The following is a 14,800-nucleotide window of genomic DNA, read 5'->3' on the forward strand; positions in this document are numbered from 1 at the left end:
ATGAGGTGGACCGCTGTTCGAGCGCTTTGCCGCCGCCTGACCGTTGCCGCGGTGACCCTCACCATGGTGACGGGTTCGTTGCCCGCGGGCGCGTTTGCCGAGACCCTCACCACCGACGGCACTTTTGTGCAGACGGATAACGGCCAAGCAGCCGACGCCGCCCCCGCCGATTCGGCTGACGCCCAAACGCCAGACTCTGCTTCCGCCGACCCCGCGCCCGATGCCGGCGCTGCCGACCCCACAGTGCTCGATAACGGTGACACCCCTACGCCCCCGGACTCCGAGATTGCATCGGCGGCGGGCCTGACGGGCGCCGGGCAGACCGAGAGCACACCTGCGGGTACGCTCGCCACCGATCTTGTCGAGGGCAAGGAACTCGCCGAGCAGCAGAAGCAAGAGGAGGCTTCCGGTGCCGAGGCAACCTGGAACGAGGAACTTGAACTCTGGGCAACCTCGAAGGGCGCCACGGGCGTAAAGGGCGAACACGACGACGGCTACGTGGCCGGCGAGCAGACCCCCGCGCAGTACTACTTCTCGATCGATAGCCTCACCAACGAAATTTCTATCGAGTATGGCGACGCGGGCATTACCACATTGGAGGTCCCCTCGACCATCGACGGCAAGCATGTCGTAAGCCTTACGGGTATGGGAAGCGCTGTGCTCACATCGATTACCTTCGCTTCGAATTCGCACGTCCGCTCGGTTGGCGGCTTGGGCGGCAGCAGCATCAAGGAAATCGCACTGCCCGATTCGGTTGAGGAGTTGGGCTGGAATGCGTTTACCGGGAGCAAGACACTTCAGACGGTGACCTGGCCCAACAACGCGGCCTTTACCACGATTCCCGAGCAGGCCTTTGAGGGCTGCGAGCAACTTGACGACAATGTGGTGGCAACGCTGCCGCCTTCGGTTAAGACTATCGACTATCGTGCCTTCGCCAATTGCGGCGTGCCGCAGTTCCATGTCTCGGACACAACGGTACTCACCTTTACGCAGATCAACGTGCCGGGCACGGTGGAGCGGATTGAGCGCTATGCCTTTGACGGGTGCTCGCATGTGTCGTCGGTGACGATCGGCGATGGCGTCAAATATATCGGAGCGCACGCGTTTACTTACCTCGATCCCGCACTGGCCGGTAAGGAAATCGTTGTGCCCAAGAGCGTGCAGACAATTGATCTGGAGCCGTTCGACAACACGCGTAATACCAGCAGCGCCGGCACCTCGACCGCCAACCACAATGCGGTGACCCTGCGCGTCATGAATCCCGACATCAAGCTCGAAGAGGCGGGCCTGTACACCAACAACGTGACGATCGATGGCGTCGATTACCTGATGCCTTTTAGCGAGGGCCAGACCATCTATGCCTATGCGACGGACTCGGCGGGCAACCCCTCGATGATCAAGAAGATTGCCGATGCCGTCGCCGATCGCATGGACTCGGCCGACCCAACGCGTCCCGCCTATACCTTTGAGTGGATGGGCGAGGACGCCCAGATCACGGGCAAACTTCCCCAGGGCGCGGCGGCCGTGCTCGTGCAGGCGGGACAGTCCACGCCGTTGACGGTTGGCGACGACGGCTCCGTTGCTGCCGACGTCCTCTCCAAGACGGCAGCAACGCTGCGCATTTCGCTCAGCGGTTACTATGACATGGTGCTGGCGCGCCCGGGCGACCAGATGACGGGCACATGGAATATCGGGGAGATTAAGGCGGAGGACTTTACCAAGATTCCGGCTTCGCGCGCGATTGAGCTCAACGTGGGCTATCTCGAACCGGTCGCAGGCCAGGATAAGACCGAACGCATTGAGCTCGATAGTCTCGATAACATCGATCTGACGGTGAAGAGCGGCGGCAAGACGCTTAAACCCGCCAAGGGCGACAGGGAAAACGACTACCGTATCCAGGGCACAGTGCTCGTGGTGTCGCAGGCCATTGCCGACGCGGACCAGGATCTGGAGATAACGCTCGAGCCCAAAGACAGCCTCAAGCTGGGTGGGGCGACGGCGACGGTGAAGCCTTCGGTCGGCAAGGTCGATATCGACTTGAAGCCCTGGGGCACGGCGACGGTCACGACCAAGGGCGACTACCAGGGCGCCAACCGCGTGCTGGTGTTCCGTACGTCCGACGGCAAGCTGGTCGCCGACGGCGTCACCTATTTGATGGGTTACGAAGACGATGGCACCACGCCTATCATGAAGGCCGAGACGCCGCGCCTTAAGGCCGGTTCGTACACCATCATCGCCTTTAACAAGACGAGCTACGACATCCAAGCGACGAGCTATTCCACGTTTAGCCGCCTAGGGCTGACCGCGGGTAAGCATATCGCGCAAAAGCAGGTGAAGATCGAGGACGGCAAGCAGCTCAACGTGACGCTCGACGTGCCGACGTTTGACGTGGAGACCTATCGTGCCGAGCGCGGGCTGACGGCAGGCTCGGTTATCGCTGATTCGTCCGCGGTCGCTGGCGTGGAGACCGAGCTGCGCATTCATTACGAGCTCAAGGACAGCCAGGCTGCTAAGATTGAGATTCCGCTTGCCAAGGATGCCGTCGAGGATGTGTCCGCAGGTGCTCGCGAAGCCGGCGCAAGCTCCGATGCCATGTGGGCTGACACAACTTGGGAGGGCGACAACCTCGTTCTCGATATGAAGAAGAGCGCGGGCGCCGATGTGTTTGTGCGCTTTAAGCCTAAGGCCGCGGGCATCTATGCCGTCTCTCCGCTCATTACGCTGGGCGAGGTGACATTGCCGCTGGGAAGCACCACACTCGAGGTTAGCGGATCGCGCATCGAGGTCGACAACACCGACGTTCACAGCCTGCTGGGCAATGTGGCCTACGTTTATGCAGCGCCGGGCAAGAGCGTGCAGCTCACCGTGGGGACGGGCTCGTCGGCTGTAAAGTACACCGGCAAGACCAATAAACTCGGCCGTGCCAAGATTGAATACGACCTGCCGCAGGATACGCTTGCCGCCGAGCGTGTGACGCTCGAGGCGCGCGTGGGCTCGACCGATGTTGCCGCCGCTGCCGCAGAGGTGACGGCTCGCAACTACGTGCGCTATGTTCCGAGCGCTTCGGTCTGGAGCTTTGATGTGACGTATCGTGGCGGTACGCAAAACTTGGTCAAGGACGGCAAGGACACCGGCAAGAGCCTGTGGACCTTCCATCATCTGCCACAAAAGAAGAACGCCTACTGGACCTTTGACATCACGCTCGAGGTGGGAAACGAAGAGGCCGCCGACACGCTCGACCTGTACGTGGACTGCGTGGATGGCAAGACGGTGACGATTCCTCTGACTCAAAAGTCGCGCGAGGGCACCCGTGTGCGCTATGTGGCGGAGTATGTGGACGAGGGCTACCTTAAGCTGCTCGACGAGTTTAACAAGGCGAATGACTCGACCTATGTGAACTGCGGCAACTTTGAGCAGATCTTTATGCCGCAGACCTACCGCATCTCCAATGCCCAGCTTATGACCATGCTGAGTTTTGACGCCAAAGCTTCGGCCAAAAAGCATTCCGCCGCGGCCGAGGAGCGCCAGCAGGAGTTCTCGAATGCCGTTCAGCAGTGGCACGAGTATATGATGGATAACTCGTTTAATGATGTCGACGAGGCCTTTAACGACGCGATTGACAAGATGGTCGCCGATGCGTTTGCCGAGGAGGACGAGAACGGTAAAGAGGACGAAGCCCAAGGTGGAGCTGCCCGCAAGGCTCGTCGCGCCCCTGCCGCCAGCGACGGCGAGGGCGATGATGCTGGCAACGAGGAGGCCGCGCAGTTTGCGGCTGAGCTCAAGGCCGCGGTCGGCGGGTCGGCGGCGCTGCTGACCCAGCAGGGCGACAGCTATGGCGTCAATGTGGACAAGATGATCTTTGAGGATGCTTACGGCACCAGCGAGGATTGGTATCAGGAACTCGCGGCGGCCCAGGGTGCGAACCCTGCGGATGCGGCCGCCATCAAGGAGCTCGTCGACCATGCATCGCGAGCGGAGTTTATCGCCCAGCAGGCCGAGGATCTGGTGGGCCAGTCGATGGGTATCGGCCGGCTCAACCAATACGGAAGCTGGAATGACGCAACCGCTGCGGCGCTCAACAAGTGTGCGGGCATTAAGGCCAGCGAATACAACGGCCAGTCGACGAGCGGGTTTAACGATTTGGGCCAGGCGCTCGGCAGCTCGCTGAGCTACAAGGCGGCTGACGACGATACCATCAAGGGCTTTAAGGTCGCCGCGCCCGATGGCGAGCAGACGGCCTATATAGAGTCGGAATTTATCGAGAACTCCAATAACAACAAGAACCAGGCGCTTCTGTTTAATTCGATCGCCATGCAGTGCGATATTCTGGACAACCTGTACGACAACTGGAATGTGGTCCAGAGCCTCAACAACTCCAAGGTGCGCGGATGGCTCATGGCCTGGAAACGCAACGGCGACGTGAGCGCCCATATGAAGCTCATCCGCACGATCCGTTCGCTCAAGAGCTATAAGATCGAGTGCGAGATGTTCGGACAGGTCTTTAAGACCGATGCGTGGAAGGCGGCCGGACAGGCGTTTCCCGCGGCGACCCAGGGTATCGGCGTCTTTACCGGCATTTACGGCGTGAACGATGCCAGCAAGAACTGGGAGAACGTGAACGTCCGTATGCAGAAGGTGAAGGGCGAGCGCGAGGGCTATGAGCTTCAGCATACGCGCTTGCTTGCCAAGCCCGAGAAGACCGAGGACGACTGGAAGTGCATTTACGCGCTGCGTGACGCCATGGAGAAGGCGCGTGCGTTTGAGGATCTGCTGTATCGCCAGCTCTGCCACGATAGTACCGATGTGGCGGTGGGCTCCATTATGACGATCGCCGGCGTGCTAACGGCTGGCTCGGCGGGTACCGTGGTGGGCGCCGCCTATGATGCGGCCTCGACGAGCGTGGGCTCGGAGCGCGCGGTTAAGTTGACCAATGCCGAATGCGCCTACGATGTTGCCTGCGAGCAGGTGGAGCGCGCGTGTCAGAATCGTATTACGGTCAACTGGGGCGAGCTGACCGATGCCGAGGTCTACAAGGCCAACAAGGATGGCTTGATCTCGGACGAGAAGATGCAGTCGATCTTCGAGGCGCGTTATCGCAATGTGGCTGCCAAGGCAGCACCCGACCCTGCGGGCGTGGTGTACGAGGGTCTGCTGTCCAATACGGTTGAAGGCGCAACGGTTGAGCTGTGGAGCGCCGACGATGCGGCCGGTACCAATGAAGTGCGTTGGGATGCCGAGGAGTATGAGCAGGACAATCCGCTTGCAACGGGTGCGGACGGTGCATACAACTGGAATACGCCGACCGGCTGGTATCAGGTGCGCGTGACCAAGGGCGGGTATGAGGAAGCGCGTTCGGCTTGGCTGCGCGTACCGCCGATTCAGACTGAGGTGAACATTGGCTTGGTGTCGACGGCGGCGCCCGAGGTGGCTTCGGCCCATGCCTATACCGATTGCATCGAGGTTGAGTTTGCGCAGTATATGGATGCGAGCGACGATGCCCTGGCCGCATTGTGCGCGCAGGGCTTGGGCGACGTGACGTATACGTGGCTCGACAAGCAGGACGATCCCAATGGCAAGCCGCTGTCGCGCGTGCTGCGTATTCGCTATGCCGATGCGTGTGAGGCGGGCTCGACGGTGGCGCTTGAGCTCGACGGTGCTCGCAACTACGCCGGCACGGCCATGGAGCGCTGGGCAAGTGGAGAGCTTGTCGTGGGCGCTCGTGCCGACAAGTTCAAGCTCAACGTGGAGCAGGCCGTGACCATGCTTGATGGCAGTGACTTTGAGCTGGTGGCGCACGTGACCGATAAGGCGGGCAAGCCGTTTGCGGGCGCCAAGGTTAGTGTTGGGCTGGAGTCCTCGGCTATCTGCTCTGTCGATGCCACCCAGGCCGTGACGGGCGAGGACGGCGCGGCGACGTTTGTGCTGCATGGTGCTCTGCCTGGTTTGACGACGTTGACGGCGGCGGTGGACGGCACGGCGCTGTCCAAGCAGGTCGACGTTCGCGTGTCTGCCGAGGCGGTGCGACCGGCGCGACCGGTGGCGACGATTGGTGCGACGACGTTTGGTGCATGGTCGCCCAAGGAGAACTACATTACGGTGCCCAAAGGCACGAAGCTAGAGCTTTCGGCCGAGGATGGCGCGACGATTTGGTACACCACCAACGACACCTGCCCCTGCCGTGACGAAGGCCGCGTAAAGTACACCGAGCCTATTGCGCTCGATAGCAACATGTATGTGCGCATTGCGGCACAGCGCCCTGGCATGTCGTACAGCGAGTATTCCGAGCGTCTGAACATTACGATTACGGTGACCGATGAGGCGGCGCCTGATCCCGAGCCGACGCCTGACGGCGGCGGGCAGGGCGGCGGTACGGATGGCTCTGGTGGGGCCGGGGTCCCTGCGGGCGGCTCGGCTTCGACGACGACCACGGTGACGACGGAAAAGTCCAAGGGTAAGGGCAAGAACGGCAAGAAGTCCGGTGGCACGGAGCTTGCCAGCACGGGTGACTCCGCCGTGATGACGGTCGCCGCCCTAGGCATCGCCGGCGCAACCGTAGCCACTGCCGGCATCGCCGCGACCAAGCGCCGCAAGCGCTAGGTTTTGGCGGCGGCGCCCATCCTCGGCTTTAACAAAATCTCAATCTGTAACACCGAGCCAGATATTTGGACTCCAAGTGTTACAGATTGAGATGAACTGTTCGGCCGCCAACCTAACGTCTCGATCTGTAACACGTAGCGAGGAATTTGGTCTCTAACTGTTACAGGTTGAGACAAACGTCGGAATCGGTTCGCCGGCCAGGCCCTCAACCACCGCAAAGGTGCCCGTTCCCTTTATGGTGATCGAGCGGCCGGCATAGAAAAAGTCCCCGCCGGGCGTGTGCCCGACGGGGACTTTGCCGTTTGGTGGCTAGTGCTGTAGGTGATTACTCGCCCAGCAGGCTCTTGGTGATGGAAGCGGCGGCCTTCTTGCCGGCGCCCATCGCCAGAATGACCGTAGCGGCACCGGTGACGATGTCGCCGCCGGCCCAGATGCGGGGATCGGTGGTCTGGCCGGTCTCCTCGTCGGCGACGATGTAGCCCCACTTGTTGAGCTCCATCTTGCCGCCGATCTTGGCAGCGAAGGGGTTGGCGTTGGTACCGATAGCCGAGATCGCGACGTCGCAGGGGATCTCCTCGATGGCGCCCTCGATGGGCACCGGGCGACGACGGCCGGACTCGTCGGGCTCGCCGAGCTCCATCTTCTGGACCTTGACGGCGCACACGGAGCCGTCCTCGCCAGCGACAAACTCGAGCGGGGAGACGAGCGGCAGAACCTCGACGCCCTCGGCCTTGGCATGGTGCAGCTCAGCGCGGCGGCAGGGCATCTCGTCCTCGGTACGACGGTAGGCGATGATGGCGTGCTCGGCGCCCAGGCGCTTGGCGGTACGGACAGCGTCCATAGCCACGTTGCCGCCGCCAAAGACGACGACGTTCTTGCCGTGCTTGGTGGGGGTGTCGTACTCGGGGAACTTGTTGGCCTTCATCAGGTTCACGCGGGTGAGGTACTCGTTTGCGAAGAAGACGTTGGGCAGGTTCTCGCCGGGGACGTTGAGGAACTTGGGCAGGCCAGCGCCGGTCGCCACGTAGATGGCGTCGAAGCCCTGCTCGAACAGCTCATCGGCCGTGGCCATGTTGCCCACGACGGAGTTGTACTCAAACTTGACGCCCATGTCCTCAAGGCCGTCAATCTCGCGCTTGACGACCGCCTTGGGCAGACGGAACTCGGGGATGCCGTAGACCAGCACGCCGCCGCCGGTGAAGAAGGCCTCAAAGACGGTAACGTCAAAGCCGTTGCGGGCGAGCTCGCCGGCGCAGGTGATGCCGGACGGGCCGGAGCCGACGACGGCGACCTTCTTGCCGTTCTTGGGAGCCATCTTGGGCGTGGAGGCGAGCTCGGGGCGGTCACCCAGGAAGCGCTCGAGCTGGCCGATGGCCACGGGCTCGGACTTCTTACCACGGATGCACTTGCCCTCGCACTGGTTCTCCTGCGGGCAGACGCGACCGCAGATGGCGGGAAGCATGGAGTCCTCGCGGATGGTATCGAGGGCGCCGCCAAAGTCCTTCTCGCGGATCTGCTCGATAAAGCGGGGGATGTTGATGTTGACGGGGCAGCCCTCAACACAGAACGGCTTCTTGCAGTTGAGGCAGCGCTCGGCCTCGGCCAGCGCCATCTCCTCGGTGAAGCCCTTGTCGACGGGGCGGAAGTCGCAGGCGCGCTCGGCGGCCGGCTCCTCGTTATCGGGGGTGCGGGGCGACTTCATATCGGCAACGAAACGACCGTTAACTAGTGGCATGCGCAGCTCTTTTCCTCATAGGCCTTGAGGGACTCGCCCTCTTCGGAACGGTAAGCGGCCTGGCGGGCACGAAGGTCATCCCAGTCGACCAGGGTGGCATCGAAGTCGGGGCCGTCGACGCAAGCAAACTTGGTCACGCCGCCCACCTCGACGCGGCAGCAGCCGCACATACCGGTGCCGTCAACCATGATGGGGTTGAGCGACGCGGTGATGGGGGTGTCGTACTTCTGGGCGGTGAGGGTCGAGAACTTCATCATCGGAACGGGGCCGACGCAGAAGACCTGGCTCACGGCCTTGTCCTGCAGCAGGCGCTCCAGCGGAGCGGTGACAACGCCCTGCTCGCCGTAGGAACCGTCGTCGGTGGTGATGTGGATGTGGTCCTCGTCGAGGAGCTCGCGGAACTGGTCCTCCATGAGCAGGAGGTCCTTGGTGCGAGCGCCCATGATGGCGTGCACCTCGTGGCCGGTCTCGACCAGGTGCTTGGCGACCGGGAAGGCAATTGCCAGGCCGACGCCGCCGCCAATGACGGCGCAGGGGCCTTCGGCCATCTCGGTGGGAACGCCCAGCGGGCCCACGACGTCGCGCAGCGACTCGCCGGCCTCGTAGGTGGAAAGCATCTCGGTGGTCTTGCCGATCACCATGAAGATGAACTCGACCCAGCCCTCGTCACCGTTCCAGCCGGCCAGGGTAAACGGGACACGCTCGCCCGTCTCGTTGGCGCGAACCATGAGGAACTGTCCAGCGTGCGCATGCTTGGCGATTGCAGGCGCCTCGATGCGGAACTTGAACACCTTCTCCGAGAACTGCGTCTTCTCCAGGATCTTATACATAGAACCCCTCTCTTGTTAGGGCAACCGAACCGTGCCTCCACGGAAATGGACGGCAGCCCGAATAAAACCGTACGCGCACAGGCGTTGTGCAGACATACAGTGTAAATTATACCCTCATGGACATGTTGCTTACGTGTATCTTTGGCAGGCGGGAAAAGTGATCTAGCACAAAGAGGCAGGTTTATTTTGGCGGGTTTTATCAGATAAAACGACAAAAGGGGCCGGCCTTGCACATCGGTGAGGCCGGCCCCTTTTGGGGTGTTGGGTATGTATGGCGGCACAGGGTTTATTGCGATGCGGCCGCTGCGGCGTTTTCGCATATAAAACCTGCCAAAATAAACATCCCTTTTTGGTAGGTTTTAGTGCTTGCCGTTGGCAGAGGCGGAGCCGTTGACGTGGTCGCGGGCATAGATTACGCCGTGCACAATCGCCAGGCCGGCGGCGTCGGCGGCGCGGGCGCAGGTGTCCTGGAAGTCCTCGGCCTCGCGGGCGCGCAGCTGCTTGAGCACGTAGTCGGCGACAGCCATCTTGCCGGGAGGGTTGCCGATGCCGGTGCGGATGCGGCTAAAGTCGCGGCTGCCCATCTTGTCGATGATGGAACGCAGGCCGTTGTGGCCGGCGTGGCCGCCGCCCACCTTGACGCGCACGTCGCCGGCGGGAATGTCGAGCTCATCGTGGATTACGAGCAACTCCTCGGCCTTGATTTTGTACTCGCGGCAAAGTTTGGAGATGGGGCCGCCCGAGGTGTTCATGTACGACTGCGGCTTGACCAGCACAATCTGGCGCTTGCCGCCCTCTTCCTCTGGATCGTTGATGTTGATGAGCGCGACCTCGGCGCCGGCCTGGTTTTTCCAGTACGTGACGCCGGCCTGACGCGCCAGCTCGTCGATCGCCTTAAAGCCTGCGTTGTGGCGGGTCTCGGCATACTCATCGCCAGGGTTGCCAAGTCCGGCAACCATGCGAATCTTAAGCGGCTGTGCAGCTGCCATGTGCTTCCTTTCATCGATTTGTCGCCTGCTATGGTGAGCGACCCCGTTGCTGCTGTCAAATGGAGGGTGATTGAGGCTGCATGAGGGCGTTTGGACAGTCGTCAGAAGCCGGGATGGACAGTTAGTTCAGATTTGTATAAACCAAGAGATCTTTGACTGCCAAAATCGGGGCCACGGAACTGTCACGGCGCTTTGGGGAGCACAATTTGTGCTATTTCAGATCTTTTGAGTCTTCAAATGAGGTGATTGGCGCCGGGATGGCGGCAAACCACCTCGACATGAGCCGTCTGTTTATACAAATCTGAACTAACTGTCCGGCCATGCTCGGTAGCACTGGGTAAAAGTCTTTTAGACCGGCGCGAGGCCGATTCCGGCCCGCAGGGTGTTGAGCCAGGCGGCCTGACGCTTGCGATAACCCTTGATGCGGTAGCGGAATCGAACTCCCGCAAGTCGATGCATCGTCTGGGCGAAGGCTTCGAGTGCAACAAGGTCCTTCATTTGGTCACGATTGATAACCAGGACGTGGATACCCATGGCCTTAAGGCCATTGTTGCGATTGCCATCGTGGATGCGAGCGTTTTGAAGCTCATGTCCAATTCCGTTGTATTCGTTGTCGACTCCGGCTGCTGGGCAATATAAGTCGCAGATGGCGTAGGGGATGCCCGAGGACATGTTGACCGCAAGGGTGTCGAAATCGATTCGATAGTTGAGCAGCAGGCCTCCCATGGGCAGGCTGCAACACCCGAATCCGCCAAAGCGCATGGGTGCGCCCAGGACAGCGAACATCAATGATTCCGCTGGGGATGCGGATCCGGCCCGGGCGAGTTTGATAGCTGTGCGAAACGAGGCGTAGGAACTACTTTTGGCAAACCGTGCGACTGCCTCGAGCTCTTCGATGGTTGTGGCGGGCTCGCATTTGTAGTGCGCCTGTTCGTAGCGGGTTTCGGCTTGCTTTTCGGGTGTCGGTTGATCGCCCTGGCAATCGAGATCGTCCATCGTTTCGAAGCTGTTGGCCTCGGGCCACGTGTCGTCGTAGGCGATGGGGTAAGTTGCTTCGGGCGGAAGTGAGTAGGTCCCGAGCAGTTCCATGAGAAGCATCAAGGTTTTGGCAACCGATTCATTTTTGGAACAAAGCATGGCCGTCATGGCGGGAGACGTTGCGTAGATGTCGGCTTCGATGTGCATGATCGCGCCCTGGGGGAGAGGGGCGGTGATGGTGTGCTGGAGGAGCCGTCCGTCGGGCCGTCTGTTGCTGCCGCTCGCAACAAAGAGGTCTAGACGCTCGGAGTCGTCTTCGCTCCAGGCGTCAAGTATTGCAAGGGCCGCAAAGTCTATGGCGTCCTTGTTGGGAACGCAACCTACGAGGGCTTGTGTCTGTTGCTCGTCATCGATGGCGTCCCAGGGAAGGGCGGAGTACGCCCGTCGAGCGCGGCGAATTGCGCGGAGGGCGGAGAGGTGTGAAATTACGGTTGTCATAGCTATAAGGTACTAAGCCGTTGGCGAAATGATATAGCCGTGTCGTTCTTTTCGCTCAAAGGGGCGTCGCGCGCCGCGGGCGGTAACGACATCATACGGAATGCCTTGGAAAAGTGGAGAATGGAGTGATGGGTTGGCCTTGGAGGCATCTACTGAGATGGATGCTGGACAGTTAGTTCAGATTTGTACAAGGCGACCGGGGTGTATTGCCGTTGTTGAAGGACTCGGTGGGCAAAATGGGGCCAATGGCACGGTGAGGAGATCCATAGGTGGAGGAATCGAGTGGAATTATGCCGGCAAGAGAGCTTTCGACGCATTAAATGGCCCAAACGAATGCCACATTAATACAAATCTGAACTAACTGTCCAAGGCGGGTTGTCGAGGGGCAGAAAAAAGGGTCGGAAGCGAGCCTCCGACCCTTCAAAAACACCAAAGATGATGCGATGCGCGCTGGATTACAGCGCGAAGTCGCCGCCGACGAGCGTGGAGACGGGCTCCTCGTGGTAAACGGCAGAGATGGCCTCGGCGAACTCCTCGGCGACCGAGATGGTCTTGATCTTGCCGCCAACCTCGACGGGGATGGCATCGGTGACGAGGCACTCGACGATGGGGGCGTCGTTCAGGCGCTCGATGGCCGGGCCCGAGAAGATGCCGTGGGTGGCGCACACGTAGATGTCGCCGGCACCCATGGCCTTGAGCTCCTTGACGTTGGCGCACAGGGTGCCAGCGGTGTCGATCATGTCGTCATTGATGATGCAGGTCTTGCCCTTGATGTCACCGATGATGCCCATGACCTCGGCGGCGTTGTGGCGCGGACGGCCCTTGTGGGCGATGGCGAGGCTGCAGCCGAGCATGTCGGAGAGCTTCTTGGCAGCTTTGGCGCGACCCACGTCGGGGGAGACGACAACCAGGTTGTCGGTGTCGAAGTGCATGTCGTTGTAGTACTGGCCAAACAGCGGCAGTGCAGACAGGTGGTTAACCGGGATATCGAAGAAACCCTGAATCTGGCCCTGATGCAGGTCGAGGGTGATGATGCGGTTGACGCCAGCGCGCTCGAGCAGGTTGGCGACGAGGCGGGCGGTGATGGGCTCGCGCGGGCCGGCCTTGCGGTCCTGGCGGGCATAGCCGTAGTGGGTGATGACGGCGGTGATGGAGCGGGCGGATGCGCGCTTGGCAGCGTCGGTGGCGATGAGCAGCTCCATGAGCATGTCGTTGACGTTGCCGCCGGCCACGGACTGAATCAGGAAGACGTCGGCGCCGCGGACGGTCTCGTCGTAGCGGGCGTAAATCTCACCGTTGGCGAACTGCTTTAGCGTAAGGCCCGAAAGCTCGACCCCAAGGTAATCAGCGATCTTCTGAGCGAGGGGACGGTTGGAGGAACCGGAATACACGCGGATGGACTTGCGCATATTCTCCGACTTCTCGGGATCATTAATCGGCATTACCCTTCTCCTTTATACATCGAATGCCATATAGATGCCTTGTTGCATTGTAACCGCGTGGCGGGGTTTATGGGGTCTTGATAACGTCTTTACCGTCAACGGACACGAACCGACCACTCATCGGTCGCGCAGGTCAGCATAGAAAAAGGAGCCATTCCCATGGGAACAGCTCCTTAGATGCTTGGTAAAACGTTATACCTCGTCGTCCTCGTGCAGACGGCGGCGATAATCGGCGGCCCAGCCCTCAATATTTACCTGACGGGCGCGGCCCAGGCCGAGTGCGTCAGCCGGGACCGGCTCGGTGATGACGGAGCCGGCGGCCACGAGCGCGCCGTCGCCGATCTGGGCGGGCGCGACCATCATGGTATCGGAACCGATGAAGGCATCCTTGCCGATGACGGTCTTGTGCTTGTGCACGCCGTCGTAGTTGCAGGTAATGGAGCCCGCGCCCACGTTGACGCCGGAACCCATGGTGGTGTCGCCGATGTAGGACAGGTGCGGTACCTTGGAGCCCTCGCCGATCGTGGACTTCTTGATCTCCACGTGTGTGCCGGCCTTGGAGCCATCGAGCATGTGGGTGCCCGGGCGCAGGTAGGCGCGCGGGCCGCAGTCGACGCCGTTCTCGATGACAGCCTCGATGGCGATGGTCTCATCGATGGTGCAGCCGCTGCCAACGGTGGTGTCGGTGAGGCGGCTGTTGGGGCCGAGCTGGCACTCCTCGCCCACGGTGACGTGGCCGATCAGGTGCGTCTGCGGCCACACGACGGTGTCGCGGCCGATGACGGCGTCAGGGCCGATCCAGGCCTGCGTGGGGTCGATGAAGGTAACGCCCTCGGCCATCCAGTGCTCGTTGATGCGGTCGCGCGCGATAGCGGTGAGTTGCGCGAGCTGGATGCGGCTGTTGACGCCCAGGCCGTCGCGGTAGTCGTCGCAGTGGAAGATGGAGACTGCCTGGCCGTGGCCCTTGAGAATCTCGAGCATGTCGGGCAGGTAGTACTCGGACTGCGCGTTGTCGTTGCCGATCTCGCTGATGTGGGCGGCGAGCTGCGCGCCGTCGAAGGCGTAGCAGCCAGCGTTGCACTCGAGCAGCGTGGCGGCCTGCTCGGGCGTGCAGTCCTTCTGCTCGATGATGCGCTCGATCTGACCGTCGGCGCCCAGCTTGATGCGGCCGTAGCCAAAGGGATCGGGCGGGGTCATGGTCATGACGGTGCAGGCGAGCTCGCCGGTAGCGACGGTCTTCGCGAACTTGGCGACGGTGTCGGCGGTGATGAGCGGCAGGTCGCCGTTGAGCACGACGACGGGGCCTTGCACGATGCCGCATGCCTCGAGCGCGACCTTTACGGCATGGCCGGTGCCCAGGCGCTCGGTCTGTTCGACGCACTCGACCTTGGTGGCGCTGTTGGCGTAGGCGCCGTCGATAAGCGCGCGCATCTCGTCGGCGTGGCTGCCGATGACGACCACGACGCGGCTGCAGCCGGCCTTGATGGTGGCGTCGACGATCCACTGGACCATGGGCTTGCCCAGGATCTTGTGCGAAACCTTGCAGTGGTTCGACTTCATGCGGGTGCCCTCGCCGGCGGCGAGGATAATTGCGGTTGCGTCCATGTGATCTCCTGTTACGTTATAGAGACGTGTGTTTGGAAACGATACACGGCGCAATATGATACCGCAGGCATATGATGAGCGCGTAACGATTGGCGCATGGCGGCCGATGTCGGTGCCGCCGGCGTG

The 14,800-nt window shown here is 61.4% G+C and carries 7 protein-coding genes; 1 reads left to right on the forward strand and 6 read right to left on the reverse strand.

All coding sequences use genetic code 11. From position 1 onward, the window contains the following. On the forward strand, positions 1-6,597 hold the full coding sequence (locus ACTQ1S_RS01325) for a leucine-rich repeat protein (RefSeq protein ID WP_441546878.1): 6,597 nt from the start codon (positions 1-3) through the stop codon (positions 6,595-6,597). Positions 6,598-6,922: 325 nt separating this feature from the next. On the opposite strand, the gene gltA is transcribed toward ACTQ1S_RS01325, so the two are convergent. The 6 genes from gltA to glmU all read right to left on the reverse strand — a co-directional run bounded on the left by gltA (position 6,923) and on the right by glmU (position 14,674). Further along, positions 6,923-8,332: an NADPH-dependent glutamate synthase gene (gltA, locus tag ACTQ1S_RS01330; RefSeq protein WP_427728860.1), complete on the reverse strand. Its 1,410-nt coding sequence runs from the start codon at positions 8,330-8,332 to the stop codon at positions 6,923-6,925. Next, positions 8,323-9,162, reverse strand: a complete 840-nt coding sequence (locus tag ACTQ1S_RS01335) for a sulfide/dihydroorotate dehydrogenase-like FAD/NAD-binding protein (RefSeq protein ID WP_006235793.1) — start codon at positions 9,160-9,162, stop codon at positions 8,323-8,325. The genes gltA and ACTQ1S_RS01335 overlap by 10 nt, the downstream gene beginning before the upstream one ends. A 359-nt stretch (positions 9,163-9,521) precedes the next feature. Next, positions 9,522-10,151: an aminoacyl-tRNA hydrolase gene (pth, locus tag ACTQ1S_RS01340; RefSeq protein WP_427717993.1), complete on the reverse strand. Its 630-nt coding sequence runs from the start codon at positions 10,149-10,151 to the stop codon at positions 9,522-9,524. A 348-nt stretch (positions 10,152-10,499) separates the two neighbouring features. Next, positions 10,500-11,336: a hypothetical protein gene (locus ACTQ1S_RS01345; protein ID WP_441546879.1), complete on the reverse strand. Its 837-nt coding sequence runs from the start codon at positions 11,334-11,336 to the stop codon at positions 10,500-10,502. Between the two features lie 746 nt (positions 11,337-12,082). Further along, positions 12,083-13,069, reverse strand: a complete 987-nt coding sequence (locus tag ACTQ1S_RS01350) for a ribose-phosphate diphosphokinase (RefSeq protein WP_441015266.1) — start codon at positions 13,067-13,069, stop codon at positions 12,083-12,085. A gap of 192 nt (positions 13,070-13,261) precedes the next feature. Next, positions 13,262-14,674: a bifunctional UDP-N-acetylglucosamine diphosphorylase/glucosamine-1-phosphate N-acetyltransferase GlmU gene (gene glmU, locus ACTQ1S_RS01355; RefSeq protein ID WP_441546880.1), complete on the reverse strand. Its 1,413-nt coding sequence runs from the start codon at positions 14,672-14,674 to the stop codon at positions 13,262-13,264. Positions 14,675-14,800 lie beyond the last annotated feature (126 nt).

Source organism: Collinsella sp. LCP21S3_D3 (genome assembly GCF_052118305.1).
Classification (GTDB): domain Bacteria; phylum Actinomycetota; class Coriobacteriia; order Coriobacteriales; family Coriobacteriaceae; genus Collinsella.